Source organism: Shimia sp. CNT1-13L.2 (assembly GCF_024331145.1).
GTDB lineage: Bacteria > Pseudomonadota > Alphaproteobacteria > Rhodobacterales > Rhodobacteraceae > Shimia.
The window spans coordinates 200093-224805 of the sequence record NZ_JANDJO010000003.1; the positions used below are offsets into that span (position 1 = coordinate 200093).

The 24713-nt window shown below is 60.1% G+C and carries 26 protein-coding genes; 9 read left to right on the forward strand and 17 right to left on the reverse strand.

Going from position 1 to position 24713, the window contains the following annotated elements; all coding sequences use genetic code 11:
- Nucleotides 1–85 precede the first annotated feature (85 nt).
- From NNA36_RS07820 to NNA36_RS07850, 7 genes are all read right to left on the reverse strand, one after another.
- A complete protein-coding gene (locus tag NNA36_RS07820; RefSeq protein ID WP_255106016.1) occupies nucleotides 86–1402 on the reverse strand; it encodes a glutamine synthetase family protein in 1317 nt (438 codons plus the stop codon).
- A gap of 112 nt (nucleotides 1403–1514) precedes the next feature.
- Entirely contained in the window at nucleotides 1515–2321 is an 807-nt protein-coding gene (locus NNA36_RS07825; protein ID WP_255106019.1) for an ABC transporter permease, read from the reverse strand.
- Complete coding sequence (locus NNA36_RS07830) at nucleotides 2318–3202, reverse strand: ABC transporter permease (protein WP_255106022.1); 885 nt, start codon at nucleotides 3200–3202, stop codon at nucleotides 2318–2320. Before NNA36_RS07830 ends, NNA36_RS07825 begins: the two co-directional genes overlap by 4 nt.
- Nucleotides 3203–3310: 108 nt before the next feature.
- Nucleotides 3311–4021, reverse strand: a complete 711-nt coding sequence (locus NNA36_RS07835) for a transporter substrate-binding domain-containing protein (RefSeq protein WP_255106024.1) — start codon at nucleotides 4019–4021, stop codon at nucleotides 3311–3313.
- A 29-nt stretch (nucleotides 4022–4050) separates the two neighbouring features.
- Nucleotides 4051–4827: an ABC transporter ATP-binding protein gene (locus NNA36_RS07840; protein WP_255106027.1), complete on the reverse strand. Its 777-nt coding sequence runs from the start codon at nucleotides 4825–4827 to the stop codon at nucleotides 4051–4053.
- 128 nt (nucleotides 4828–4955) lie between these two features.
- Nucleotides 4956–5690: a phosphate/phosphite/phosphonate ABC transporter substrate-binding protein gene (locus NNA36_RS07845; protein ID WP_255106029.1), complete on the reverse strand. Its 735-nt coding sequence runs from the start codon at nucleotides 5688–5690 to the stop codon at nucleotides 4956–4958.
- Complete coding sequence (locus NNA36_RS07850; RefSeq protein ID WP_255106031.1) at nucleotides 5687–6127, reverse strand: TerB family tellurite resistance protein; 441 nt, start codon at nucleotides 6125–6127, stop codon at nucleotides 5687–5689. Before NNA36_RS07850 ends, NNA36_RS07845 begins: the two co-directional genes overlap by 4 nt.
- A gap of 128 nt (nucleotides 6128–6255) precedes the next feature.
- On the opposite strand from NNA36_RS07850, the gene NNA36_RS07855 reads away from it, so the two are divergent.
- From NNA36_RS07855 to NNA36_RS07885, 7 genes are all read left to right on the forward strand, one after another.
- Nucleotides 6256–6810 (forward strand): YeeE/YedE thiosulfate transporter family protein, encoded by a 555-nt coding sequence (locus NNA36_RS07855; protein ID WP_255106033.1) that lies wholly within the window; start codon nucleotides 6256–6258, stop codon nucleotides 6808–6810.
- Nucleotides 6811–6813: 3 nt separating this feature from the next.
- Entirely contained in the window at nucleotides 6814–7401 is a 588-nt protein-coding gene (locus tag NNA36_RS07860; RefSeq protein WP_255106035.1) for a DUF6691 family protein, read from the forward strand.
- 159 nt (nucleotides 7402–7560) lie between these two features.
- Nucleotides 7561–8529, forward strand: coding sequence for an XdhC family protein (locus NNA36_RS07865; protein WP_255106038.1), 969 nt, complete (start codon nucleotides 7561–7563; stop codon nucleotides 8527–8529).
- A complete protein-coding gene (locus tag NNA36_RS07870) occupies nucleotides 8526–9530 on the forward strand; it encodes a molybdopterin-binding protein (RefSeq protein ID WP_255106041.1) in 1005 nt (334 codons plus the stop codon). The genes NNA36_RS07865 and NNA36_RS07870 overlap by 4 nt, the downstream gene beginning before the upstream one ends.
- 131 nt (nucleotides 9531–9661) lie before the next feature.
- Complete coding sequence (locus tag NNA36_RS07875) at nucleotides 9662–10147, forward strand: (2Fe-2S)-binding protein (protein ID WP_255106043.1); 486 nt, start codon at nucleotides 9662–9664, stop codon at nucleotides 10145–10147.
- 106 nt (nucleotides 10148–10253) lie between these two features.
- Nucleotides 10254–12617, forward strand: coding sequence for a xanthine dehydrogenase family protein molybdopterin-binding subunit (locus tag NNA36_RS07880; RefSeq protein WP_255106045.1), 2364 nt, complete (start codon nucleotides 10254–10256; stop codon nucleotides 12615–12617).
- A gap of 12 nt (nucleotides 12618–12629) precedes the next feature.
- Entirely contained in the window at nucleotides 12630–13418 is a 789-nt protein-coding gene (locus NNA36_RS07885; protein ID WP_255106047.1) for a xanthine dehydrogenase family protein subunit M, read from the forward strand.
- Between the two features lie 71 nt (nucleotides 13419–13489).
- Here the strand turns inward: NNA36_RS07885 and NNA36_RS07890 are convergent, their stop codons facing one another.
- From NNA36_RS07890 to infC, 3 genes are all read right to left on the reverse strand, one after another.
- Nucleotides 13490–15064, reverse strand: coding sequence for a calcium-binding protein (locus tag NNA36_RS07890; RefSeq protein WP_255106050.1), 1575 nt, complete (start codon nucleotides 15062–15064; stop codon nucleotides 13490–13492).
- Between the two features lie 68 nt (nucleotides 15065–15132).
- Nucleotides 15133–15732 (reverse strand): cyclopropane-fatty-acyl-phospholipid synthase family protein, encoded by a 600-nt coding sequence (locus NNA36_RS07895; RefSeq protein WP_255106051.1) that lies wholly within the window; start codon nucleotides 15730–15732, stop codon nucleotides 15133–15135.
- Nucleotides 15733–15900: 168 nt separating this feature from the next.
- A complete protein-coding gene (gene infC / locus NNA36_RS07900) occupies nucleotides 15901–16449 on the reverse strand; it encodes a translation initiation factor IF-3 (protein WP_255106832.1) in 549 nt (182 codons plus the stop codon).
- Between the two features lie 191 nt (nucleotides 16450–16640).
- On the opposite strand from infC, the gene NNA36_RS07905 reads away from it, so the two are divergent.
- Complete coding sequence (locus tag NNA36_RS07905) at nucleotides 16641–17204, forward strand: hypothetical protein (RefSeq protein ID WP_255106054.1); 564 nt, start codon at nucleotides 16641–16643, stop codon at nucleotides 17202–17204.
- A gap of 54 nt (nucleotides 17205–17258) precedes the next feature.
- Here the strand turns inward: NNA36_RS07905 and NNA36_RS19930 are convergent, their stop codons facing one another.
- The 6 genes from NNA36_RS19930 to NNA36_RS07940 form a co-directional block, all read right to left on the reverse strand.
- Nucleotides 17259–18536 carry a calcium-binding protein gene (locus NNA36_RS19930; protein WP_303623682.1) on the reverse strand — a complete coding sequence of 426 codons (1278 nt, stop codon included), beginning with the start codon at nucleotides 18534–18536 and terminating at the stop codon, nucleotides 17259–17261.
- Between the two features lie 155 nt (nucleotides 18537–18691).
- Nucleotides 18692–19549 (reverse strand): ferredoxin--NADP reductase, encoded by an 858-nt coding sequence (locus NNA36_RS07920; protein ID WP_255106057.1) that lies wholly within the window; start codon nucleotides 19547–19549, stop codon nucleotides 18692–18694.
- 100 nt (nucleotides 19550–19649) lie between these two features.
- Complete coding sequence (locus NNA36_RS07925) at nucleotides 19650–20069, reverse strand: DUF934 domain-containing protein (protein WP_255106059.1); 420 nt, start codon at nucleotides 20067–20069, stop codon at nucleotides 19650–19652.
- Nucleotides 20066–20827, reverse strand: a complete 762-nt coding sequence (locus tag NNA36_RS07930) for a phosphoadenylyl-sulfate reductase (protein WP_255106061.1) — start codon at nucleotides 20825–20827, stop codon at nucleotides 20066–20068. Before NNA36_RS07930 ends, NNA36_RS07925 begins: the two co-directional genes overlap by 4 nt.
- Nucleotides 20817–22484, reverse strand: coding sequence for a nitrite/sulfite reductase (locus tag NNA36_RS07935; protein ID WP_255106063.1), 1668 nt, complete (start codon nucleotides 22482–22484; stop codon nucleotides 20817–20819). The genes NNA36_RS07930 and NNA36_RS07935 overlap by 11 nt, the downstream gene beginning before the upstream one ends.
- 64 nt (nucleotides 22485–22548) lie before the next feature.
- A complete protein-coding gene (locus NNA36_RS07940; protein ID WP_255106067.1) occupies nucleotides 22549–22860 on the reverse strand; it encodes a DUF2849 domain-containing protein in 312 nt (103 codons plus the stop codon).
- Nucleotides 22861–23003: 143 nt separating this feature from the next.
- Between NNA36_RS07940 and NNA36_RS07945 the strand changes: the two genes are divergently transcribed.
- A complete protein-coding gene (locus NNA36_RS07945; RefSeq protein ID WP_255106068.1) occupies nucleotides 23004–23480 on the forward strand; it encodes an Lrp/AsnC family transcriptional regulator in 477 nt (158 codons plus the stop codon).
- On the opposite strand, the gene NNA36_RS07950 is transcribed toward NNA36_RS07945, so the two are convergent.
- Nucleotides 23477–24658 (reverse strand): cytochrome P450, encoded by a 1182-nt coding sequence (locus NNA36_RS07950; protein WP_255106070.1) that lies wholly within the window; start codon nucleotides 24656–24658, stop codon nucleotides 23477–23479. The genes NNA36_RS07945 and NNA36_RS07950 overlap by 4 nt on opposite strands.
- Nucleotides 24659–24713 lie beyond the last annotated feature (55 nt).

The following is a 24713-nucleotide window of genomic DNA, read 5'->3' on the forward strand; positions in this document are numbered from 1 at the left end:
TCTCGCAAGGGTGTCTTCGCCAGCCTCTCGTAAGGTCGACCTTCCGCGCGTGGCCCGGATCGGGCCGGTGGTCACGCGGAAGGGCTCAGACTCTTTCGAGGTAGAGCTTCCAGTGATCGTTGTCGGGCAGATCCGCCAGTTTGGCAAGTTCCTGTCGCTTGGTCAGCACGAGGTTTCGGATCAGCATCTCGGGCAGGCAGCGCGCGATGAAGGGATCGTTCTCAAACCGGTCGATGGCTGCGGCCCAATCGGAGGCCAGTTGCGGCACATCGTGTTCATAGGCGTTGCCGGTGATGGGGGCGTCGGGCTTGAGGCCCTCTTCAATGCCTTCAATCGCCGCGCCCATGACGGCGGCAAACATGAGGTAAGGGTTGATGTCGCCGCCGGCAACGCGGTGTTCAATCCGACGCGCGGCGTAGGGACCACCGGGAATGCGGATGGCTGCGGTGCGGTTTTCATAGGCCCAGCAGGCGCCGGTGGGGGCGTGGGCCCCGGGTACCAGGCGATTGTAGCTTGGGCCGTTCGGGGCGAAGATCAGGGTCGAGGCCGGCATGGCCGCGACACAGCCCGCAACAGCAGAGAGCAGGGTCTCGGTGCCTTCAGGGCCGCCATTGTCAAAGACGTTGTTGCCGTCCTGATCGACCACCGAAAAGTGGACGTGCATCCCGTTTCCGGCGTCGTCCCGATAGGGTTTGGCCATGAAGGTTGCCGCCATTCCGTGCTTGCGGGCAATGCCGCGCACGAGAAGTTTGAACAGCAGGGCATCGTCAGCCGCGCGCAACGCGGTCTGGTGCGACAGGGTGACTTCGAACTGGCCCAGGCCGCTTTCGTTGATGATGCTTTGCACGGGCAGGCCCATGTCGATGCAGCCTTGATGCAGTTCGGTGAAGAAGGCGTCAAAGGCGTCCAGCTCGTCCAGCGACAGGACATCGAGGGCAAAGATACGGCGGCCGGAGCGGGGATCGCGTGGTGGTTTCAGCGTCTCGCCGCTGTCGTCGACCAGCATGAATTCCATCTCGGTGGCGGCGAAGACGTTCCAGCCACGGGCTTCGTAGCGTTCCAGAACGCTGGCGAGGGCCTGACGCGGATCGCCGAGGAACGGGGTGCGATCCTCGTTCAGCATTGTCATGGGGACCAGCGCAGAGTCGTTTTCCAGCCAGGGCATCGGCACGGCACCGCGATCTGTGGCGACCAGAATGCCGTCGGCATCCCCACTTTTGAAGACGAGGGGGGAATTCTCGATATCAGCGCCCCAGATATCGACGTTGAGTGACGAAAGGGGCATCCGCAGCGAGCCGGAGCTTAGCTTGTCGGCATAGGAAGAGGGAACGCGTTTGCCGCGCATCAGGCCATTGAGATCAGCGGCGGCGATGCGAATGGTGGCAAATTGTGACAGGTCCATGTCCGTCTCCCTTGTTTGCAGAAGTTCTAGCGCAGGGAATGAAAGCTGTCATCAAAATTTGATCAAAAAATTTTCGAGCAAAGAAAAACCGCCCCGAAGGGCGGCTTTTTATTCAGCGGATGAGGTTCAGACGGAACTTCATCTTGCCACGTCTTTCCTGTGGCAGGTGACGGTTCAGGCGCTTGTTGATCAGGCCCATCAGCCCGACGATGATCAGGGTTAGGATGATGAAGTATCCCGCGAGGATCGGGTAGGGGATGAAGGGGTTGAACGTCTTGTCCGCAAAATAGCTCGCGTAATAAAGCGCGTCGCCCTTTTGCTTGAGTGTCGGGAAGCCCGAGAAATAGACCAGCGTCGTGGCGTGGAAGAGGAAGATCGCCTCGTTGGTATAGGCGGGCCATGCAAGGCGCATCATCGTCGGAAAGACGATCCGGCGGAAGCGTGACCATCCGGACATGCCATAGGCGTCGGCGGCTTCGGTATCGCCCTTGGGGATCGACAGGAGGGCGCCATAGAAGATTTCGCCCGAATAGGCGGCGGTGTTGAAGAACAGCACCACGAGCGCCCCGAGCCAGGCGGCGGTGAAGGGCGCGAAGATCGGTACAGCCTGTTTCAGCGAGAGGAACAGGAAGTAGGCAAAGAAGAACTGGATAAACAGCGGCGAGCCACGAAAGACGAAGATGAACCACTCGGCCGGTTTGCGCACCAGGGGGGATTTCGCGTTCTTTCCGACCGCAAGGGCCACGGCAAGGAAGAAGCCCGCCAGAAGCGCCAGAACGCCGAAATAGATGTTCCAGATCATGCCCGAGCCAATCAGGGTGAACTGTTGGCAGAGGGTAAAGTCTTCGCGGGGAAGCAGGCGTTCGCCAAAGCCGATCGAGCGGAAGGCATAGTCCTGAATGGTGATCCAACAGCTCATGCGGCGGCCTTTCTCTGGGCTTCGCCACCGCTGGTGGCCTGACCGTGTGTCAGCTTTTTCATGAGGCGATCCAGAACCACTTCGGAGACCTTGGTGAAGGTGAGATAGAAGACGAGCAGCGCGAGGAAGTACCACATGCGCCAGTCGCCGTGCGGGTAGTCGGTGAACTTGGGGTTCTTGGTGCCGCCCAGTTCACGCGCCCAATAGACGATGTCCTCGATTCCGAGCAGGAAGAGAAGCGGGGTTGCCTTGATCAGAACCATCCAGAGGTTCGACAGGCCGGGCAGGGCGTAGACCCACATCTGCGGGACGAGAATGCGCCAGAAGGTCTGGCGGCGGGTCATGCCGTAGGCCTCGGCGGTTTCGAGCTGTGCCTGCGGTACGGCGCGCATGGCACCAAAGAGAACATTCGAGGCGAAGGCCCCGAAAACAATGGAAAATGTCAGGACGGCGAGGAAGAAGCCATAGGTCTCGTGAACCCATTGCGGGGAGGACGACAAGGGCAGTTTCGCGATGTCACAGACCACGAAATCGTTGCCCTGACGCACAGGGGCGTCCCAGTCGGGGCATTTGACCTGATGGCGCAGCCATTCGAAGGCCTGGTCGAGCGCAATGACGAAGAACAGGAAGAAGGCGATGTCGGGCACGCCGCGCACGATGGCGGTATAACCCTTGCCCAGCCAGCGCAGAGGCGCGATGCGGGACCGGGCGGCGGTGGCGCCGGCAAACCCGAACAGAAGGGCGACCGGTGCAGTGATGGCCAGAAGGACCAGCACGGTCACGACCGAGATATAGAGGCCCATGTGCTTGCCCGTGGTCAGGTAGCACGAGAGCCAGGTTAGCCCTTCGAGTGTTGAAGGATCTGAGCAATAGGAAAACATGCCTTGGGCTGTCCTTGTTCCGTTCTGTCAGCGGGATTTCTGGAGAAAGCCCGCTAACAAAAAGGTCCGCAGCCGGGGCCGCGGACCCGAAATCCCGAAGGGATCAGATTACCACTGGGAGGAAACTTCCCACTTGGCGATCAGGGTGTTCAGCGTGCCGTCGTCTTTCATCGACTGGATCGCCGCGTCGAACTTGGCGCGCAGGTCGCCGTCCGATTCACGGATGCCCATGCCAACGCCGCCGCCGATGGCTTCCTTGCGCTCGAGCATCACGAGGCCGTCCTGGCCAGCCATGGTGTCGAGGAAGGATTTGTCGGCGAGAACCGCGTCTGCCTCACCGTTCTTGACGGCGGCAACGGTTTCTTCCGGGGTGGCGAATTCGATCAGGGTCCAGCCCTTTTCTGCCACGAAGGCCGCCTGGATGGTGGTTGCCTGGGCGGCAACTACGGCGCCTTCCACGTCAAGACCTGCGTCAAGCGCGAGGTAGGCCGACGGATCCGGCGGGGTGTAGGCTTGGGTGAAGTCGATGACTTCGTCACGCTCTGCGGTGATCGACATGCCTGCGATGATGGTATCGTAGTTGCCCGACACGAGGTTCGGAATGATCGAATCCCAGTCGTTCTTGACCCATTCGCATTTCAGTTCTGCGCGCTTGCAGAGCTCGTCGCCCAGCTCGCGCTCGAAACCGTCGATTTCACCAGCGTCGTTGACGAAGTTCCACGGTGCATATGCGCCCTCGGTGCCCATGCGGACAACGTCGGCCATAGCAAAACCGGCTGTCAGTGCCAGCGCGGCTGTGCTGAGGATCAGTTTCTTCATGTTTTCACTCCCAGTTAGGTTCTTGAATGTCAGTGGGCGGCTGTCGCGGAGAGGAATCCGCGCAGTCGCTCGGTTTTTGGGGATCCGAAAAGGGTTTCGGGATCGCCTTGTTCTTCGATCTTGCCCTGATGCAGGAAGACCACGTGGCTTGAGATGTCGGCGGCCATTTTCATGTCGTGGGTCACGATCATCATAGTTCGGCCTTCGGCGGCCAAGTCTTTGATAACCTTGATCACTTCCTGTTCGAGTTCCGGGTCGAGCGCAGAGGTGGGTTCATCGAACAGAAGTGCTTCGGGCTCCATGCAGAGGGCGCGGGCAATTGCGGCGCGCTGCTGCTGGCCACCGGACAGCTGGGCCGGATAGACATCGTGTTTGTCCGCGATGCCGACCTTTTCGAGATAGGCGTGGGCCGCTTCCTCGACCTCGGCGCGGTCACGGCCGAGCACGGTAAGTGGCGCTTCCATCACGTTTTGCAGGATGGTCATGTGGGACCAGAGGTTGAACTGCTGGAACACCATCGACAGGTTGGTGCGAATGCGCAGAACCTGTTTGGGGTCTCCGGGATGGCGGGTGTGTCCGTCGCCTTTCCATTTCACGGGCTCGCCCTTGAAGAGGATGTCGCCCTGCTGGCTGTCTTCCAGAAGGTTGGCGCAGCGCAGGATCGTGGACTTGCCGGAGCCGGACGAGCCAATCAGCGAAACAACGTCACCGCGATGCGCCGTGATGTCGACCCCCTTGATCACCTCAAGGGCGCCATAGGCTTTGTGCAGGTTGCGGATTTCGAGAACAGGCGTTGTGTCGGACAAGGGCAGCAATCACGTTTTGTTGGCGTTATCAGCATCACAATAGGGCTGAAAAAACGCTTGAATGCAACTTGCAAAACGGATGACGCGAGGGGAATTCGACCAAATCGGCGGTAAAATTGTCCAATTGGTCAGGGGAGTGGCGGCGTTGGCACCGCGAGATAGGCACTTGGCGGGATGTATTCGAGACCGTTCAGGCCGAGTATCGCGCGGTCTTCGCCCGAGAGGGCCGAAATGGCCTTGGTCACCGCAAGCCGGATTTCCGCGGGATTCTGTTTTGGACCGGTGATGTAGGGCAGGGTCGGCGTGGGGTTTGTGCGGGCCACGACATGGAGGTTCTGGGCAAAATCGTCGTACCGCCGGATCAGTTCCCAGGTCAGGGCGTCGAGCGCGGCGAAATCGGCCCGTTTCTCGGCCACGGCCATCGCCGAGAGGTAATGAGCACCGGTTTGCAGGCGCTTGGTCGGGGTGAGATCCATCTGTTGCAGGTGATTGACCGGCGCGGCCCAGCCGGATTGGGACAGGGGTTCGTTATAGGCAAACGTGCCCTGGCAAAGTTCGGACAGGGTCGCGTGTCCGACATCCATGTGCGTGATGATCACGCTGTAGTAATGGCCAGCGGGGCAATCGGGCAGGGCATAGTTGGGGGTGCCAACCAGCTGCACCTGCCGATGCAGGCTGGTGCGATAGGGCATGCCGCAGGTCTGGGCAAAGAGCAGGTCGGGCGATTGCCAGACCTCCCAGAAGTCCATGTCGCGGGTCAGGGATTCGGGGCCATGGCCCAATTCGTTGCGGATGGCGGACCAGAGGCGATCGTTCGATGCCGACGTTTCCGGCCGGTCGTACATGCCCAGCATTGCGATCATGAGGAGGCCATCACGCGCTGGCGCGCAAGGGCGCTGTCACGGTCGTTGATGCCCAGAAGATTCGCCGCCAGTCGGACCAGCGCGTCTTCTTCGGCCTCGCGTACACCGTCGGCGAGGACAACTGTCCAGAGGGCTTCGATCACGCCGATGCGGTCTTCGTGGGGCACCGCGTCTTTGATTTCGCGCGTGAAGCGGACGGTATCGGGGGCTTCGGCCTCGACCTGTTCGGCCTCTTTGCGCAGGGCGGTGGCCTCGAAAGGCGACAGATCGTAGCGGGTGCGCAGAACCTGGTCGATCTGGGTGGCTTCGTCATCGGTGTAGGCGCCGTCTGCGCGGGCGATCCGCACGAGAAGGGCGCTCAGGGCCAGGCGGGCATCCGAAGGTGCAAGTGAGGCGGGCGTGGACGCGGAGAGGCGTTTGAAGAAATCAGCGATCATGCCCAAGACTTAGGCGCTTGGGAAAGATCCGGCAAGCATGCGCTTGGACAAAGATTGATCGAGATCAAGTCATATAAATTCCAAAAACAATATATAAAGCAAATCGAATATTATGGAAGGATGGAAACATGGTTCTGAATTGGAAAACGGGCGGGGTCCTTCTGGGCTTCGTGTTTTTCCTGGCAGTGCTGCTGGTAAAACCGATCGGTGTTTCAACGCAGTTTGTCATTCTGGATGCCATCGTTGCGGATGCGGTGAACCCCGAGCTGATCACGCAGACCGAGGATGGCGCTTATACCTCAACCAATGAATACCTCGCGAAATCAAAGGGCAAGTATGCAAAGAACGCGTCTAACCCGTTGAATTACAGCTTTGTTTTCGTGATCGCCATGATGCTGGGTGCATTCCTGTCGGCGATGGCGCGGGGCGGGATTTCAAAGGAAGAACGCAAACTGCCGGCAATCTGGTACGCCAACTATGGCGATACCCCGATGAAACGATATGCGGTCGCGTTCCTAGGCGGTTTCATCGTGCTTTATGGTGCGCGTCTTGCGGGGGGATGCACCTCCGGGCACATGATGTCGGGGATGATGCAGACCTCTTTGTCGGGGTATATTTTCGCCGCTGGTGCCTTTGCCGCCGCGGTTCCCGTCGCGATGATGATGTACAGGAAGGAGGCCTGATCCATGAATATTGTTCTCGCACTTGTGATCGGTGCCGCCTTTGGCGCGGTGCTTGACCGGATCGGCGCAACCAATCCGAACTGGATTATTCGCATGTTGTCGCTGCGCAACCTGCACCTGATGAAAACCATTCTGCTGGCCATCGGCACCGGATCGATCCTGATGTTCGGGGGCCAGATGCTTGGGCTTGTCGATGTCATGCACATGTCGGTGAAAACCGCCTATGTTGGCGTGTTCATTGGTGGTTTGATGCTGGGTGCCGGATGGGCGGCTTCGGGCTATTGCCCCGGTACGGGCGTCTGTGCTGCCGCTTCGGGCCGCAAGGATGGTCTGTTCTTCATCGCTGGCGGCCTGCTGGGCGCGGCGGCCTACATGGTGACCTATCCCACGTGGAGGGCTTCGGGCCTGTTGGACAAGCTGGCTGGTGGCAAGGTGACCCTCGGGTCAGTCCCCGGTGCCAAGTATGACGGCCTGATGGCGGTTTCGGGTGACCTGCTGGGAATCGTGTTGGGTGTCGTCTTTGTTCTGGTGGCCTTCGTGTTGCCCGAACGCCTTGTTGGAGACGGACCGGCGCCAGTGGCCGCCGAATAACAAACACGCGAAAGCGAGGGGAGCGCAGCCGGCCTTGACGCAGGGGCCGGCTGTTTCTGTTCGGGTTCGCCTTGTCTTTGGGCGGGCGGGTGCCCATCATATCCGTTGAAGATGGATTGAGACGGGGCCGTGTTTGCGCGCCCGTCGACTGGGGGCGGAATGAGCAATGAACTGAATGGCGCACCGGAACTTGCGCTGGAGTGGCATCGCGCCGGTCGCGGGGCCGTTCTGGCAACGGTTGTCGAGACCTGGGGGTCTGCTCCGCGCCGTGTTGGCGCGCAGATGGTGGTCTCCGGCGATGGCCAGATCGAAGGTTCGGTTTCGGGTGGCTGCGTCGAAGGGGCCGTGATGGTCGAGGCACTTGAGGCGCTGGAAGACGGGCGCGGCAGGTTGCTTGAGTTCGGGGTCAGTGACGGTGATGCCTTTGCCGTGGGGCTGGCCTGTGGCGGGACGATCCGCGTTCTGGTGGAACCCGTGGGCGCGGTCCTGAACGAGAAGGTTCTGGCCGATCTTGTTCTCGCGCGTTCCGAGCGACGCGCCGTTGCCTATGTCTGTGATCCCGAGACGGGTGGTGGTGCGCTGGTGTCCGACGGTTTTGTCGAGAGGTTTCGGATGGACCGCTCCGGCGTGGAGGATGACGGGCTGTTCGTGGCCATTCACAACCCGCCTTTGCGGGTGGTGATCGTCGGGGCGGTGCATATTGCGCAGGCGCTTGTGCCGATGGCGCGGATTGCGGGCTATGATCCCATCATCGTTGATCCGCGCAGCGCCTTTGGATCAGAGGCACGGTTTCCGGGAGAGACCATTCTGGATGACTGGCCCGACGAAGCCCTTGAAGCGGTCGGGCTGGACGGGCGCACCGCGCTTGTTTTGCTGACCCATGATCCCAAGCTGGATGATCCGGCGTTGCACGTCGCGTTGCGCTCGGATGTTTTCTATATCGGGGCGTTGGGGTCAAAGCGGACCCATGCGAAACGGGTTGAGAGGTTGCAGGCGGACGGGTTCTCGGATGCGGAGATCGCGCGCATTCACGGACCGGTTGGTCTTGATATCGGGGCGGCAAGTCCGCCTGAGATCGCGCTTTCGGTCATGGCAGAGATGACTGAGGTTCTGAGGAAGGGCGCATGAAGTTCGGCGCGGTTCCGCTGAGCGAGGCAGAAGGTGCGATCCTGGCGCATTCGGTTCAGGCCGGGGCAAAGAAGTTGCGCAAGGGGATGTGGCTTGGCGCTGATGATGTTGAGACATTGCGCGCAGCCGGGTTTGAGGAGGTCATCGTCGCGCTTCTGGATGCGGGGGACCTGCACGAAGATGCGGCGGCCGCCGCCATCGCCTCGGCGGTGGTGCCTGCCCCGGAGGCTGCCTCACTCGATGTGACGCGGGCCTTTACGGGGCGTGTCAATATCACGGCGGCCTGTCCGGGTGTTGTTGACTTGGATGTTGCGGCGCTGGAGGCGCTGAATGCCATCAACCCGATGATCACCCTGGCGACTGTGCCACCCTGGCAGCAGATGGGCACCGGCAACATGGTCGGGACGGTGAAGATCATTTCCTATGCGGTGCCTGAGACCGAAGTGCGTGAGGCCTGTGACTTGGCCCGAGAGGCTTTGCGTCTGCGACCCGTGGTTTACGAGACCGCCACGCTGGTGATTTCCGAGATTGATGGGGGTGCCGGGCGCAAGGGTGAAGAGGCCATTCGCGGGCGCGTCGAAGCCCTTGGCATGACTCTCGACGAGGTTCTGATCGTGCCGCATCGCACGGCGGAAATTGCCGCCGCGATCAAGGCGGCGCAGGGCGATATGGTGCTGGTTCTGACCGGATCAGCGACATCCGATCCCTTTGACGTGGCCCCCGAGGCCCTGAGGCGGGCCGGAGGAACGGTGGAGCGTTTTGGAATGCCGGTCGATCCCGGTAACCTGTTGTTCCTTGGTGAGGTTGGCGGAAAGCCGGTGATCGGGCTTCCGGGCTGTGCGCGGTCGCCTGCCCTGAACGGTGCCGACTGGGTTCTGAGCCGTGTTGCCTGTGGTCTCAAAGTCAGTGCGCAGGATATTGCGTCGATGGCGGTTGGCGGGCTTTTGAAGGAAATTCCGACCCGTCCGATGCCGCGTGAACGACGCCGCCCACGCGGGTGAACGTTACGGAACTTTGCCGGATTGGATAGGAAATCTGACCGGATGGAAAGAAATCGGGTTCTCAGAATGGAGAACACGTGTTTAAGTTCTACATATAGCAACTAATAAAAATGCAACTTTGGGAGGAGCCAATGTCACAGGTCACTATGACTGTGAATGGCAAGACTGCGTCCGGCGATGTCGAAGGGCGTACCTTGCTTAGCCAATTCTTGAGAGAAAACCTGAACCTGACGGGGACGCATGTCGGCTGTGATACCAGCCAATGCGGAGCCTGCGTGGTTCATGTTGACGGCAAGGCCGTCAAGTCCTGCACGATGCTAGCCGCGGAGGCTGATGGTGCCGTCGTGGACACGATCGAAGGACAGGCCAACGCGGATGGATCGCTGAACACCATCCAGCAGGCATTTCAGGACCATCACGGCCTGCAATGCGGCTTTTGCACCCCCGGCATGGTGATGTCGGCTGCGGCGCTTCTGAAAGAGAACCCGAAACCCACCGAGGCGGAAATCCGCGATTACCTTGAGGGTAACCTGTGTCGCTGTACCGGGTACCACAATATCGTCAAGGCGATCATGGCTGCATCCGGTCAAGACGTGGGGGCCATCGCGGCCGAGTGACCCTTTGCACCGCGCCAGAGGAGGGCGCGCAAAGGGAGCATTTTCAGGAGATTGAGGATCACGAGGGCGAGGAGGCCCGGCTTGATCCGACAGATGGGAGGAATTCATGCCAAAAGATCATGGCATTGGCGCCAGCCCGAAACGGCGCGAAGACGTCCGGTTTCTGACCGGGAATGGAAACTATACCGATGACATCAACGTACACGGACAGGCCTATGTCCATTTCCTGCGGTCCGATGTTGCTCATGGGAAAATCAATGGGATCAACACCGAAGTTGCTGCGGCGATGCCCGGCGTGGTGCGTATCTTTACAGGTGCGGACTTTGAAGGTGTGGGCGGGTTGCCCTGCGGCTGGCAGGTGACGGACCGGTTTGGTGAACCGATGCAGGAGCCGGCGCACCCGGTGCTCGCGCAAGGCAAGGTGCGCCACGTGGGTGACCCGATCGCGGCGGTGATTGCCGAGAGCCTTGAAGAGGCCCGCGACGCCGCGGAGGCCATCGAACTGGACATCGAAGAGCTTCCGGCGGTTGTGGACATGAAAGCCGCGCTTGAAGAGGGCTCTACCAAGGTCCACGACGACCTGACGTCGAACCTTTGTTACGACTGGGGATTTGTCGAAGAGAACAAGGATGCCGTCGCGCAGGCGTTCAGCGAAGCGGCGCATGTCACGACGCTCGAGCTGACGAACCAGCGCCTTGTTGCGAACCCGATGGAGCCGCGCGTGGCGATTGGCGACTATAGTCGCGCAACCGACGAGCATACGCTTTACACCACCTCGCAGAACCCGCATGTGATCCGGCTTCTGATGGGGGCCTTTGTTCTGGGTATTCCGGAACACAAGCTGCGCGTTGTCGCGCCGGATGTGGGCGGGGGTTTTGGCACTAAGATCTTCCACTATGCCGAAGAGGCCTTTTGTACCTTCGCGGCAAAGGCGGTGAATCGTCCTGTGAAGTGGACGGCGTCGCGCTCCGAGGCGTTCATGTCGGATGCCCACGGGCGCGATCACGTGACCACGATTGAACTGGCGCTGGATGCGGACAACAACTTTACCGCCCTGCGCACCGAGACCCACGCCAACATGGGGGCGTATCTGTCGACATTTGCGCCTTCGGTTCCGACGTGGCTGCATGGCACGCTGATGGCGGGCAACTACAAGACGCCGCTGATCTATGTGAACGTGAAGGCGGTGTTCACCAATACGGTTCCGGTGGATGCCTATCGTGGTGCAGGACGTCCGGAGGCAACGTTCCAGCTGGAGCGGGTGATCGACAAGGCCGCGCGTGAGCTGGGCGTCGATCCAATTGCCCTGCGGCGGCAGAACTTTATCACCGAGTTCCCCTATGCCACGCCCGTGGCGGTGGAATACGACACCGGTGACTACAACGGCACCATGGACAAGCTGGAAGAGATTGCCGATCTGAGCGGCTTTGCGGCACGGCGTGCTGAAAGCGAAGCCAGGGGCAAGATGCGCGGGCTTGGCGTGAACTGCTACATCGAGGCCTGCGGTATTGCGCCGTCGAACCTTGTTGGGCAACTGGGTGCGCGGGCCGGTCTTTACGATGCCGCGACGGTACGTGTGAACGCGACCGGATCGATCAGCGTCATGGTTGGTGCCCATAGCCACGGGCAGGGGCACGAGACATCGTTCCCGCAGGTCGTGGCGGATATGCTTGGGATCGACGAAGGCATGGTCGACATCGTGCATGGTGACAGTTCGAAAATCCCGTTCGGCATGGGCACCTATGGATCGCGGTCGATCGCGGTGTGTGGTTCGGCCATGGTGCGGGCAACCGAGAAGATCATTGCCAAGGCCAAGAAGATCGCTGCGCACCTGATGGAAGCCTCGGACGCCGACATCGAGCTGAAGGATGGGCAGTTCACGGTTGCCGGTACGGACAAGTCCGTGGCCTGGGGAGACGTGACCCTTGCAGCCTATGTGCCGCACAACTATCCGCTTGAGGATATTGAGCCGGGGCTAGAGGAAACGGCCTTTTACGATCCGGCGAACTTTACCTATCCGGCAGGGGCGTATGCCTGCGAGGTGGAGGTTGATCCCGACACCGGCAAGGTGACCATTGAACGCTTTGCCGCGGCTGATGACTTTGGCAATATCATCAACCCGATGATCGTGGATGGCCAGGTGCATGGCGGTATCGGGCAGGGGATTGGCCAGGCGCTTCTCGAGAGTTGCGTCTATGACGAGAACGGCCAGCTGTTGTCGGCGTCCTACATGGACTATGCGATGCCGCGTGCCGATGACGTGCCGTTCTATGCGGTGGACCATTCCAGCCAGACGCCCTGTACGCATAACCCGCTGGGCGTAAAGGGCTGTGGCGAGGCCGGTGCGATCGGCTCTCCGCCGGCGGTGATCAATGCCGTGGTGGATGCGCTGCAATCGGGTGGCCATGATGTGACCCATATCGACATGCCGGCCTCGCCGTCGCGTGTCTGGGCCGCGATGAACAAGTAAGGAGGACAGACCATGTATAACTTTGACTTTGAGAAGCCCTCCACGATTGCGGATGCAGTCGCGGCGCTTGCCGACGAGGATGCGCAGGCGCTGGGCGGGGGGCAGACGCTTATCCCGACCATGAAGCAGAGGCTGGCAAGCCCGAGCAAGCTGGTGAGCCTGAAGGGGATCGCGGAAATGCAGGGCATCTGCATGTCGGATGCCGGTGAGGTTTGCATCGGTGGCGCAACCTGCCATGCCGATGTCGCGGAAGGTGCCGGAAGCTATCCGGCCCTTGCGGCCCTGGCCGAAGGCATTGGTGATCCGGCCGTGCGCAACCGTGGCACCATTGGCGGATCGCTGGCCAACAACGACCCGTCCGCCTGTTATCCGGCAGCGGCGCTGGGCTCGGGGGCGACCATCGTCACCAACGCGCGCGAGATCGCGGCGGATGACTATTTCCAGGGCATGTTCACCACGGCGCTGGAGGAAGGCGAGATCATCACCGAGGTGAAGTTCCCGGTTCCCGAAGCCGCGAGCTACCAGAAGTTCGAACAGCCGGCCTCGCGGTTTGCGCTTGTTGGCGTGTTCGTCTCGAAAGGGGCGGGCGGTGTGCGCGTGGCCGTGACAGGCGCGTCCGAAGAGGGCGTGTTCCGCTGGAGCGAAGCCGAAGCGGCGCTTTCGGGGAATTTCTCGGCAGATGCGCTTGATGGCATGGCCCCGGCAGCAGATGGCATGATTTCGGACCTGCATGGCAGTTCCGCCTATCGTGCGCATCTTGTAGGCGTGATGACCCGTCGGGCCGTGGCCGCCTGCGGCTAGGGGATTACCTGATCAACACCAAGCAAGGCCGCCGGTATCCCTGGCGGCCTTTCTGTTTCTGCGGGGGCACCCTAGGTGTAGGTAAAGCTGTCTGCGTCCAGATCATCCGTCGTCAGGACAAGGACTTCGCCGTGCAGGTGGGTGACGCTGTAGCCGCCCGAGACCTTCTGCAAGCTGACATCCGAGGACGTCTGTCCGTCAAAGATGATGGCATCGAACGCGAAATCGAAATCGCTGATGGTATCGTTGCCAAGGACTGTGCCCTTGAACACGAAGTCGTCGCTTCCGGCTCCGCCTTGCATTTCATCATTGCCGCGTTCGCCTTCGAGCGTGTCATGGCCGTCGCCACCGGTCAGCGTGTCGGCTCCGTTGCCACCAAAGAGCCTGTCGTTGCCTTCTTCTCCGTCAAGGCTGTCAGTTCCGCTGCCTGCGAACAGCCTGTCGTTGTCGTTGCCTCCGAACATGGTGTCGGCGCCGTCCCCGCCGGACAGGAGGTCTGCCTGATCGCCACCATAGAGTTCGTCAGCACCGGCATTGCCATACAGGCTATCGCGGCCGAAGTTACCAAACAGCTGGTCGTTTTGCGTGCCGCCTTTCAGGAAATCCTTGCCCGCGCCTCCGGAAAGCACATCCTGCCCCGCCTGTCCGCGCAGGACGTCTTCTCCGTCTCCTCCGAACAGCCGGTCGTTTCCACCATTGCCGTAGAGAATGTCATCGCCCTTGTCGCCATAGAGCAGGTCTTTCCCGCTGCCTCCAAACAGAAAGTCGGCATCAAGGCCGCCTCTGAGCGTGTCGTCGCCTTCCTGGCCCTTGAGCGTGTCCTGATTGGCCTCGCCAAACAGTTTGTCGTTTCCGAGTTCGCCAAAAATGCTGTCATTGCCGTCGTCCCCGTGAAGAACGTCTTCTCCGGACAATCCGATGATGGTGTCATTGCCGGCGCGTCCGAAAATCAGATCGCCCGCGCCGCTTCCTGTGAGGTGATCCGCAAATTCGGTGCCAAAAAGAACCTCGGCCCCGGCGATGGTCCAGTTGAAACCGCCTGACTGAATTGTGCCTGCGCCAAGATCGGCGGTCATGGCGTCCAGCATGTTCCGACCGTCGATTGCGTCCTTCTTGCCAAGGCCCATGCGGATTGTTCCACCGCCCGGTCCGATAAGACACACGTCGTTGCCCGGGCCAGCCTCGATCGTGCAGGGGCCGGAGCCGCATTCCAGAAAGTCCTTCTGGTTGGAGCCGGTAATCCGGTTCGGCGTCAGGGCGTCATAACAACTCAGAACATTGGGGTCGGACCAGTCGGGTTCATTGCCGTCGCATTGGCTGCAGGCCGACATGAAATCTCCGAAGTCAAAGCCGCCAAGGCCATCGACGTCGCAGAGGACAGTGTCTGACGCAAACCGGCCGTTGCTGGCGAATTCGGTGATCACCATCCTATCGCAGGTTCCGGAAAAGACCGGGGCGGCTCCGCTTTCATCAATGGTGAGGTTCTGGCCGTAAATTGTGACCGAGAACTTTGCGCCGAACAGCGAACTTACCCAGAAACTCGTGCCGTCAAAGCTTGGGAAGAAGTTGTTCGCTGTGTCGTTCAGGAAGTTGATGATGAACCGCTGGTACGTGGTGCCGAAGTTGAAAAAATGCTCCGCAGACATGTTGTTCCATCCCCCAATGAAAACGTTCATCGGGAGAGTGTATCACATTTTCCTTTTGTTTTCTTGGCTCAGGCCGGTTTGCGCGCGACGAAGTCGATCAGGGCGGACATGCCGGAGTGGCCGCGCCCTTCCTGAACCTCGCGTTCGTATTCGCGGCATTCAAGGATGTCCCAGCCGACAAAGGCGGCGCGCAGGATGACCTCGGTATACATGTTCTGGGCAAAGGGCGGGCCGCCTGTGCCGTGTTCAAGCTGCTTGGGCGTATAGCCGTGCAGCATGACGAGGCCGCCGGGTTTGGTGGCTTTCTGCATGCCTTTGAACTGAATGCGGCGCCCGTCAGGACCGACGAACTGGATAAAGATACCGGCCACCAGATCGTAGGCGTCGCTTTCCCAGTCGCGGGTCAGGATGTCGGATTGCTGGAAATCGACCGACACGCCGCGTTCCTTGGCCAGATCGCGGGCGCGTTCAATGGCGGTCGGGGCGAATTCAAGCGCGGTGACCTCCATGCCGTGTTCGGCCATATAGACAGAATTGCGGCCTTCGCCATCAGCAACCGCCAGCGCCGTTTGGCCTGCCTTCAGATAGTCGGCGTGTTCCTCGAGAAACCGAGCCGGGGCCTTGCCGAAAAGAAAGTCCTCTGACGCTGCGAAACGTTCTTCCCACATGTGCCGATCCCTGTTGTTAACTGGTTCAGAGGTAAGGAATGGCGGGCGGATTGCAAGGATCATCAGGGCGCGCAGAGGCGAAATGTCTGTTGTTGATGAAAGGCCATTGCAGGGCGCACAAAAAAACCCCGGCAGGACCGGGGTTTTCGATTGGATTGTCGGGCCAGATTATTTCTGGGGCAGGGGCGCGATGATCATGATCATCTGGCGGCCTTCCATCTTCGGCATGTTCTCGATCTTGCCGATTTCCTTGACGTCTTCGGCCACACGTTCAAGCAGTTCGCGACCCAGGTTCTGGTGCGCCATTTCGCGGCCACGGAAGCGCAGGGTCACTTTGACCTTGTCGCCCTTCTCGATGAATTTCACCACGTTACGCATCTTGACGTCATAGTCGTGCGTATCGGTGTTGGGGCGGAATTTGACTTCCTTGACCTCGATGATCTTCTGCTTCTTGCGGGCTTCGGACTCGCGTTTCTGCTGTTCATATTTGAACTTGCCGAAATCCATGATCTTGCAAACCGGCGGGTTTGCGTTGGGCGAAATCTCGACCAGATCCAGGCCTGCATCCTGAGCCATATGGTAGGCCTCGCGGGGGTGGATTACACCGACATTTTCGCCGTCTGCGCCGATCAGGCGAATTTCAGGAGCGCGGATTCGCTCGTTGATGCGAGGGCCGGTGTCGCGCTGCGGAGGCGCGTTATGGGGTCTGCGGGCTATGGCTTTGATCCTTCAATGGTGGAGTTCATGTGCGCGCTAATTTATGCCTGCCCGTCGGCGTATACAAGCCGAGATTTGGCGGGAGTGAGGCAAATCTCGGGAGTTTCCCCCTTGTTGCGGCCTCTGTCTGCCCGCATCTGTCACGAGAAGCCGGGAAAACCAATGCCCCGGTACGGACAGGAGAATTTGAAATGAAAAATCTCGTTTGGGTCGTTGTTCTGCTTGGCGCTGCTGCTGCCGGGTATTTCTACATGATGAACCAGAAAGATGAGGTTGCCCAGCCGGTGACCGAACCGGTTGTCGTGGAAGAGCCGGAGGCGGTTGAGGAAACCCCGGTCGAGGAGGTTGTTACCGAGGTTGAAGAGAAGGTGGAAGAGGCCGTGGAGGCGGTCGAAGACGCTATGACCGAAGCCAAGGAAGCTGCCGAGGAAGCCGTGAACGAGGCGGTTGAAAACGCCGAGAACGCGGTGAGCGATGCCGTTGAAGGGGCGGGCGATGTTGCGGGAGCGGCAACTGAAGCCGTGACCGAAACGGCGGGTGCCGCGACAGAGACCGCGACCGAAATGGCCAGTGCTGCGGCGGATGTGCTGAGTGTCGACGGGTTCGACTTTGCCAAGGTCAGCGAGATGATTGACGGATCGTCGCTTGATGCGCTGAAAAAGGCCGCTCTGAAAACCGCGGTCGAACAGGCGCAGAACAACCCCGACCTCCTGAAAACCGCGCTGGACAGCGTGAAAGCGGCGCTGGGGATGTAATCCCCGGCCAACGCGGGGAGCGGAAAGGGCGGTCTATGGGCCGCCCTTTTTCATTTAGACAAAGCTGAAATGATCCGCGTTGTCGACTTCGGAAATCGTCGTGTTCTGGACAAGCACATACCCGTCATAGCCAACATTGCTTTCGGTGATCCGCACATCGTTGCCTTGCTGGGTAAACGCCAGGTCGTCAAAATCGAACTCTCCATCGGCGTGGAACTGAATGACGTCTGAACCAGCCTGGAAGTCGGTCACAATGGCCTGATCGAGATCATCCAGCGAAAGGATCAAGAAGACATCGCTGCCCCCGCCGCCGGTCAGGGTGTCGGTGCCATAGGAGGCCTCGAGAGTGTCTGCGCCGGCCCCGCCGAACAGGCGGTCATTGTGAACCCCGCCAGCGAGCCTGTCATTGCCATTGCCACCGAACAGGGTGTCGTTACCGTGCCCGCCTTCAAGATCGTCCGCGCCATTGCCGCCAAATAGCCTGTCGCGCCCCAGATCGCCCTTCAAAGTGTCAGCACCCCGACCGCCATAAAGGCTGTCGTTGCCATAGTCGCCCCAGAGTTCATCCTGGCCGCCGCCACCGACGAGAGTGTCAGATTTTTGGCCACCAAAGATCAGGTCGCGGGTTTTATTGCCGGTAAAATGGACTTTCTCGACATCGCTTGTTGCGACGTACCATTCCTTGTCGCCGGAGCCCCATGTTATGCGTCTCGCCCGTCCACTGTCCGAAAAAGAGAACTCGATGACGCCAGAAGTGGCTGAGGCATCCACGAACAACGTGTCGACACCGCCCTTACCGTAGAAGCTGACGCCTTCGCCGTTTTCCGACAGGGTGACGCGCAGCGTGTCCGCCTTGTCATTGGCTATGACTTCGATTTCCTCAACCTTCAGGATATCCAGAAAATTGGTGTTGATGACCTGAAAATTCTGAAAATTAAAGTCATAGGTGTGGGGAGTATTGGCCGTCAGGAGCAGGGACAAAGAGTCATGCCCATCACCGCCATCTACCCATTCGTTTCGGGCCTTTGCCGTTGCGTTGTGCAACAAGATCAGGCTGTCGTTTCCGGCGCCCGAGGTAAGCGTGTCATACCCTGAGCCGCTTTCCAGCGTGTCGTTGCCATGGTCGTCGGCCAGATAATCGTTGCCCTTGCCCCCGAAGAGACGGTCGTTACCGGCACCTCCGTTGAGTTCGTCTGCACCCGCTCCGCCGTTCAGGGTGTCGTTGCCCCTTGCGCCGAGAATGGTGTCGTTGCCGCCAAGCCCATTCAGACGTTCGCCCGAGTCGGTTCCGGTTATTCTGTCGTCGTTGGCGGTGGGAAATGATACTGGCATTTGAAAATCCGAATGAAATTGTTTCTTTCGCCAGCATGGTGCGCGGTCCGCCTTGATGGGTCAAGGTGGGGAAAAACGTAGTCATCCGGTTGAGCTACAAATGAAAAAAGCTGGCCGCGAGGCCAGCTTTGTCCAATCAGGATTTGCGCAGCGTCTTAATCGAGGAACGCCTTTTCCACCACGTATTGGGCGGGTTTGGAGTTGGCGCCTTCTTCGAGGCCAGCTTCCTCCAGCATGTCCTTGAGTTCGAGGTTGAACGCGAGGTTGCCGCAGATCATGGCGCGGTCGTTTTGCGGGCAAAGCGGCGCCACGTCGAGGTCTTTGTAGGCCTCGCCCGAGCGGATCAGGTCGGTGATCCGGCCCATCTTGGGGCTCTCTTCGCGGGTGGTGGTCGGGTAGTATTTGATCTTCTTCCAGAAGCCTTCGCCGATCACCTCGTTCAGAAGTTCGTCGTCCTTGAGGGCTTCGATCAGCTCGCGGCCATAGGTCAGTTCGCCCACGGTGCGGCAGGTGTGGGTGATGATGACCTCGTCATAGTCCTCGTAGGTCTGCGGTTCGCGCAGGAGCGAGGCGAAGGGCGCAAAACCGGTGCCGGTGGCGAAGAACCAGATGCGTTTGCCCGGGATCAGCGCGTCATGCACCAGGGTGCCAACGGGCTTGGGACGCAGGATGACTTCGTCGCCGGGTTTGATGTGTTGCAGCTTCGAAGTCAGCGGGCCGTCTTCGACCTTGATCGAATAGAATTCCATTTCCTCGTCCCACGAAGGCGAGGCGATGGAATAGGCGCGCAGGAGCGGTTTCTGCTTGCCGGTTTTCGGATCTGGATCGCCCATCAGGCCGATCATCACGAACTCACCCGAGCGGAAGCGCAGGCTTGCCGGGCGGGTACAGCGGAAGCGGAACAGGCGGTCGGTGTAGTGCTGAACCTCGGTGACGGTCTGTGCGTCGGGCAGGGTGGGCACTTTGGGTACGGCGGTTGCTTGGGCGTCGGTCACGGGTTTTTGCTCGGTCATAAGATTACAGGCGGAAAATGCCGCCCCTCACTAGCAGTTCGATAGGGTTTTTAAAGATGTATCTGGGTTGCGGCTTTGATCTGACGCAAATTGTGATCCATCAAGCGGAATTGTGACCGCGCATCCGGGTTTGGTAGTCATGCGCGCGCCAGTCCGAACGGAATTGCCATTCGCCTTCGGGCTGACGGGCTGCCAGATCATCGCTGATCTCGACTTCGTCAAAGCCCGAACGGCGGGCCATGGCGTATTGGTCCGAGATGACGTGCCCCTTGGCGCGCAGGCGGCCGTTGTAGCCTGCCAGACGCAACTGGCGGGCGATGGTAAAGCCGCGGCCATCGGCGAAGGAGGGGAAGTCGATCCGCACCATTTCCACGCCGGAAAGCTGTTCGATCAGGGCGGCCGGATCGGTGTCCGAGGCCACGTCGAGCGAGATCACGTCATTTGCGGCTTCGCTGAACGGAACGAAACCCTTGGTCCAGTCATCCGAGCCGAAGCCCGCGTCGGTTACGATAACAGTCATGTTTTCTCTCCAATTCGCACCATTTTGCCATCTACAAAATGGATGCCGCATTCGCTTTTGTCCTGCCCGCGCCAGCGGCCCGAGCGGGGGTCTTCGCCTTCCTTGACGGGGCTGGTGCAGGGCGCACAGCCGATCGAAGGATAACCCTTGGCCACCAGCGGGTGGCGGGGCAGGCGGTTTTCTACCATGTAGGCGCGCACGTCTTCCGGGGCCCAGTGGGCCAGGGGGTTGACCTTGATGCGCCCGGTGCCGTCCTCGACTTCGAAGAAATCGAGCGCAGCGCGGGTGCCGGCCTGAAAGCGTTTGCGCCCGGTGATCCATCCGTCAAAGCCGCTCAGGGCGCGTTGCAGCGGGATCGTCTTGCGCAGGGTGCAGCAGGCATCGGTGTCGTTCAGGCGCAGGGCGCCATAGGGATCGTCGCGGTCGATGTCTTCCTGTTCGGCACGCACCACGCGCACGTTCTTGAGACCCAGTCGCTCGGCCACCTCGGCCTGATAGACCAGGGTTTCGGGAAAGAGCATCTGGGTGTCGACGAACAGAACGGGCGTGTTCTTGTCGGCAATGGCAGCCATGTGCAGGAGCACCACGGATTCAGCCCCGAAACTGGACACGAGCGCGATATCGCCGCCATCCTGAAGCGCGCCGCGAAAGACGTCGGTCGCGCTGTGGTGGCGATAGCGTTCGTTAAGCTCCGAGACCTTTTCGCTGAGGGCGCGACGGTCGGCCCCCAGCTCGGTCTGGATCTCGTCAAGCGGCATGGGCCTGTGCCTCGGGGTAGAGGTAGGGTTTGAACGCTGCGAGGCCGAGACGGCGGTAGGCCTGAAGGAAGGTTTCGCCTTCATCCTGACGCAGTTCCAGATAGCCTTTTACCAAACGCTCGATGGCCGGCACGATCTCGTCATAGGCAAAGCCCGGACCTGCGCGCTCGCCGATGGCCGCGTCCCAGGTGGCGTCGCCGCCCAGCGTGATCTGGTAGTTCTCAACGCCTGCTCGGTCGAGACCGAGAATGCCGATGTGGCCCACGTGGTGGTGTCCACACGCGTTGATGCAGCCGGAAATCTTGATCTGCAGGTGGCCGATGTCGTGTTCCAGCTTCAGCTCTTCGAAACGGGTTGCGATCTGTTGTGCAACGGGGATCGAGCGGGCGGTTGCCAGGGCACAGTAGTCCATGCCGGGGCAGGCGATGATGTCGGACACCAGACCGATGTTGGCGGTGTGCAGGTCCGCTTCGCGCAGGGCGGCATAGATCGCAGGCAGGTCCGATTTGTGGACATGCGGCAGGATCACGTTCTGCTCGTGGCTGATGCGCAGCTCGTCATAGCCATAGGCCTTGGCGATTTCCGCCATCACACGCATTTGCGCGGCACTTGCATCGCCCGGAGTGTCGCCGTGTTTCTTGATCGAGATGGTCACGATGGTGTGGCCCTCGGCACGGTGTTCGCTCAGGTTGGTGTCGGCCCAGCTGCGGAACAGCGGATCGCTGTTGTAGGCCGCATCAAAGGCCTCGGTCGATGCCGATTTGAACGCAGGCGCGGCAAAGTGGGTCTTGATCTCGTCAAACAGGACCTGGTCAAAGCCACCGAAGGTGCTGCGCAGCTTGGCGAAACGCTCTTCGACACGGGCGCGGATTTCGTCCAGCCCCAGTTCGTGAACGGTGATCTTGATACGTGCCTTGTACTTGTTGTCGCGGCGACCGATCTGGTTCCAGACGGAAACGGTGGCCTCGATATAGGGTAACAGGTCAGCGCGCGGCAGGAAGTCATTGAGAACCTTGCCGATCATCGGGGTCCGGCCAAGGCCGCCACCGACGAGGATCTGGTAGCCGGTTTCGCCCGCCTCGTTGCGCACGACGCGCACGGCGAGGTCGTGTGCCTTGAGAACCGCGCGGTCCTTTTCGCCCGCCGAAACGGCAATCTTGAACTTGCGGCCCATGAACTGGAATTCCGGGTGGTCTGTCGACCACTGGCGGATCAGTTCGGCAATCGGGCGCGGATCTTCGATTTCATCTGCGGCGGCACCGGCAAAGTGATCGGCGGTGACGTTGCGGATGGTGTTACCCGAGGTCTGGATGGCGTGCATGTTCACTTCGGCCAGCGCATCGAGCATGTCCGGAATGTCGGTCAGCTTGGGCCAGTTGTACTGGATGTTCTGACGGGTGGTGAAGTGGCCATAACCCTTGTCCCATTTCTCGGCCAGAAGGGCGAGCTGGTTCATCTGGGCGCTGCTGAGGGTGCCATAGGGAATGGCCACGCGCAGCATGTAGGCGTGCAGTTGCAGGTAGACACCGTTCATCAGGCGCAGGGGCTTGAATTCATCTTCGGTCAGGGCACCGGAGATGCGGCGCTCGACCTGCTGGCGGAACTGGCGGTTGCGTTCGGCAAGGAACGCGGAGTCGAATTCGTTATACTGATACATGGATCAGGGACCTTTCGCGTGGCGCGTCTCGGGGTGGGAGACGGTCAAAAACCTAGTGCAGATTTCAGCTGGCTGCGGCGAGATCGGCTTGTTTGCCGTGGAAGTAGTTCGAGGGGCCGGTGCGGCGGAACTCTTCGCGGAAGTGCGTGGGTTCCGGACCGTTCTCGCCTGCCTTCGCATCCGCGAGATAAGGGCCGACGGCGATGCCGGGCTGCTGGATCGCATCCAGCAAGCGCAGGTCGGCATGCGCTTCGTCGGTCAGCAATTCCGCCATACACATTTCACGAGTCCATGTGTCATCTGCGGTCAGATAGATCACATCACCTTCGATCAGGTCGTTGGCTGTGATGACTTTGGGCGTGAAGGCGCGGGCCATTGCTTTGCTCCGTGAGTGGTGGATTGTGGTTGCAATATAGGAAATTGTTCCGTATTTGCGCTAGGTGTGAGAGTAAATAGGAATAATCGTTCTTGCTGATTGCGCGGCGGCGAGGAAAATTCTCAAACCTGAAGGAAAAGCGAATGTCGTTGCGAATTGACGAACTGGACCGGAAAATTCTTGATGAGCTCCAGCGGGACGCTTCACAATCCCTTGATGAAATTGCCAAGCGCGTCGGGTCTTCCAAGACGCCGGTATGGAATCGTATCCGCAAACTGCGCGACGCAGGCGTGATCCGTCAGCAGACTGTTCTTCTGGATGCCGAAGCCCTTGGCTATGAGGCCTGTTTCTTTGTTCTGATACGCACGAGCGAGCACGAGGCGTCTTGGCAGGCGGACTTCCTCAAGGCGTTGCGGGATCGCCCGGAAGTGCAGGAAGCACATCGCCTTGCAGGTGACATTGACTATATCCTCAAGGTTCGGGTGGCCAATGCCCGCGCCTATGACGCCTTTTACCAGGCGTTGATCTCGGAAGTGCGTGTTCACAACGTGACCGCGCTGCTTTCGATGGAAGAGATCAAGTCGACAACCAACTTGCCGCTTTTGCCGCCGAAGACCTAAGGCCTCACCTTCAGCGCTTCGAGACCGTGGAAGTGGTAGAGATTGCCGTATTGCGGTGTGCCTACCAATGCGAGGTTCGGACAGCGGTCGAAGAGGATGGGCAGGGCGATGCTCAGTTCGAGGCGGGCCAGAGGCGCGCCGACGCAGAAATGCACGCCTGCGCCGAATGAGGTGTTGGTGGCAACGGGGCGGGACGGATTGAAAACCTCCGGGTCTTCCCAGGGGCCGGGATCGCGATTGGCCGCTGCCAGAAGCAGGGCGACCTGATCGCCGCGTTTGAACTGGTGGCCACCGATTTCGACATCTTCATAGGCATAGCGCGTGAACATGTGCAGGGGCGGATCGTAGCGGATGATTTCCTCGATGGTCCCGCCAACAGTTTCAGTTGTCAGCACCTCTGATCCATAGCCGTGTTCGAGGAGTGCTTTCACGCCGTTGCCCAGAGTGTGCACGGTTGCCTCGTGGCCCGCGTTGAGCAGCAGGATACATGTGGTGATGAGTTCATCCGTAGAGAGCTTTTCGCCTTCTTCCTCGGCGGCGATCAGTTCCGAGATCAGATCTTCGGTCGGAGAGGTGCGGCGCTGGTCGACATAGCTGCGGATATAGTCGGCGAATTCGGTAGACGCCTTGGCAGCGGCATCTTCGATCTCGCGGGTGCGACGGGCCTGATACATGGCGACCATGTCGTTCGACCAGCGCAGAAGCTGTGGCCCCATGTCCTCGGGGACGCCCAGAAGACGGCAGATGATGGCAACAGGAAGGGGGGCTGCGTAAGTCGGGAGCAGATCAAACTCGCCGTCCGGAAATCTGTCGATCAGCGCGTGGCATGTTTCGGTAATCTCGGTTCTCAAGGCCTCGATGCGCCGGGTTGTGAAGGCGCGCAGAACAAGTTTGCGAAGGCGCGTATGGCGGGGGGCCTCAAGTTCCAGCATGGAATGGGCTTCGATGTCATAGAAGGCCTTGAGGTGCGCGGGGTGTTCGGGGGCCATTTCCGGCGGGACTTCGCGACCGAAGCTTCGATCCCGCAGGAGATGCGAGACACGCGCATGGGAGACCACCGCGGGCATGTCATAGTCCTGCCAATAGAACATCGACCCTTCTGCGCGGGCCTCTTCGTAAAAAGCATAGGGGTTCTGCACGAAGGCGGGGTCGGTCGGGGATTGGGACAGGATTTTCATGGCGCCCATGTTTTCCAACTTGCTGGTCAATGCAAGCAGGCAATTGTTAGGTTGG

Bases quoted from the DNA above. Each gene is read 5' to 3' on its own strand.
- NNA36_RS07880 (WP_255106045.1), top strand. From the start codon at position 10,254: ATGCCAAAAGATCATGGCATTGGCGCCAGCCCGAAACGGCGCGAAGAC.
- NNA36_RS07835 (WP_255106024.1), bottom strand. From the start codon at position 4,021: ATGAAGAAACTGATCCTCAGCACAGCCGCGCTGGCACTGACAGCCGGT.
- NNA36_RS07950 (WP_255106070.1), bottom strand. From the start codon at position 24,658: ATGAAAATCCTGTCCCAATCCCCGACCGACCCCGCCTTCGTGCAGAAC.
- NNA36_RS07920 (WP_255106057.1), bottom strand. From the start codon at position 19,549: ATGACCGAGCAAAAACCCGTGACCGACGCCCAAGCAACCGCCGTACCC.
- NNA36_RS07905 (WP_255106054.1), top strand. From the start codon at position 16,641: ATGAAAAATCTCGTTTGGGTCGTTGTTCTGCTTGGCGCTGCTGCTGCC.
- NNA36_RS07925 (WP_255106059.1), bottom strand. From the start codon at position 20,069: ATGACTGTTATCGTAACCGACGCGGGCTTCGGCTCGGATGACTGGACC.
- NNA36_RS07885 (WP_255106047.1), top strand. From the start codon at position 12,630: ATGTATAACTTTGACTTTGAGAAGCCCTCCACGATTGCGGATGCAGTC.
- NNA36_RS07825 (WP_255106019.1), bottom strand. From the start codon at position 2,321: ATGAGCTGTTGGATCACCATTCAGGACTATGCCTTCCGCTCGATCGGC.
- NNA36_RS07895 (WP_255106051.1), bottom strand. From the start codon at position 15,732: ATGTGGGAAGAACGTTTCGCAGCGTCAGAGGACTTTCTTTTCGGCAAG.
- NNA36_RS07870 (WP_255106041.1), top strand. From the start codon at position 8,526: ATGAAGTTCGGCGCGGTTCCGCTGAGCGAGGCAGAAGGTGCGATCCTG.
- NNA36_RS07830 (WP_255106022.1), bottom strand. From the start codon at position 3,202: ATGTTTTCCTATTGCTCAGATCCTTCAACACTCGAAGGGCTAACCTGG.
- NNA36_RS07865 (WP_255106038.1), top strand. From the start codon at position 7,561: ATGAGCAATGAACTGAATGGCGCACCGGAACTTGCGCTGGAGTGGCAT.
- NNA36_RS07860 (WP_255106035.1), top strand. From the start codon at position 6,814: ATGAATATTGTTCTCGCACTTGTGATCGGTGCCGCCTTTGGCGCGGTG.
- NNA36_RS07875 (WP_255106043.1), top strand. From the start codon at position 9,662: ATGTCACAGGTCACTATGACTGTGAATGGCAAGACTGCGTCCGGCGAT.
- NNA36_RS07890 (WP_255106050.1), bottom strand. From the start codon at position 15,064: ATGTCTGCGGAGCATTTTTTCAACTTCGGCACCACGTACCAGCGGTTC.
- NNA36_RS19930 (WP_303623682.1), bottom strand. From the start codon at position 18,536: ATGCCAGTATCATTTCCCACCGCCAACGACGACAGAATAACCGGAACC.
- NNA36_RS07850 (WP_255106031.1), bottom strand. From the start codon at position 6,127: ATGATCGCTGATTTCTTCAAACGCCTCTCCGCGTCCACGCCCGCCTCA.
- NNA36_RS07855 (WP_255106033.1), top strand. From the start codon at position 6,256: ATGGTTCTGAATTGGAAAACGGGCGGGGTCCTTCTGGGCTTCGTGTTT.
- NNA36_RS07845 (WP_255106029.1), bottom strand. From the start codon at position 5,690: ATGATCGCAATGCTGGGCATGTACGACCGGCCGGAAACGTCGGCATCG.
- NNA36_RS07935 (WP_255106063.1), bottom strand. From the start codon at position 22,484: ATGTATCAGTATAACGAATTCGACTCCGCGTTCCTTGCCGAACGCAAC.
- NNA36_RS07820 (WP_255106016.1), bottom strand. From the start codon at position 1,402: ATGGACCTGTCACAATTTGCCACCATTCGCATCGCCGCCGCTGATCTC.
- NNA36_RS07945 (WP_255106068.1), top strand. From the start codon at position 23,004: ATGTCGTTGCGAATTGACGAACTGGACCGGAAAATTCTTGATGAGCTC.
- NNA36_RS07930 (WP_255106061.1), bottom strand. From the start codon at position 20,827: ATGCCGCTTGACGAGATCCAGACCGAGCTGGGGGCCGACCGTCGCGCC.
- NNA36_RS07940 (WP_255106067.1), bottom strand. From the start codon at position 22,860: ATGGCCCGCGCCTTCACGCCCAAAGTCATCACAGCCAACGACCTGATC.